The 431-nt window shown below is 67.7% G+C and carries 1 protein-coding gene; it reads left to right on the forward strand.

All coding sequences use genetic code 11. The features are described 5' to 3' along the window. Positions 1–431, forward strand: a 431-nt coding sequence (locus tag AAHB17_RS24600; RefSeq protein WP_342133692.1) for an FAD-dependent oxidoreductase, incomplete at both ends; no start/stop codon positions are given.

Consider the following 431-nt stretch of genomic DNA (forward strand, 5'->3'; position numbering starts at 1 on the left):
TGGCCGTGACCGACCGGGGCTTCATCAACGTCGACATCCAGATGCGCACCAACGTGCCGCACATCTTCGCCATCGGCGACATCGTGGGCCAGCCCATGCTGGCGCACAAGGCGGTGCACGAGGCGCACGTGGCGGCCGAGGTCATCGCCGGTGAACTGCAGGGCAACAAGGAGCTGGCTTCAGCCGCCTTCAACGCCCGCGTGATCCCCAGCGTGGCCTACACCGATCCCGAGGTGGCCTGGGTGGGCCTGACCGAAGACCAGGCCAAGGCGCAGGGCATCAAGGTCAAGAAGGGGCTGTTCCCGTGGACGGCTTCGGGCCGCGCGATTGCCAACGGCCGAGACGAGGGCGTGACCAAGCTGCTGTTCGACGACAGCCCCGAGGCGCATGGCCACGGCAAGATCCTGGGCGGCGGTATGGTGGGCACCCAC

It is taken from the genome of Hydrogenophaga sp. OTU3427 (assembly GCF_038440225.1).
GTDB lineage: Bacteria > Pseudomonadota > Gammaproteobacteria > Burkholderiales > Burkholderiaceae_C > Hydrogenophaga.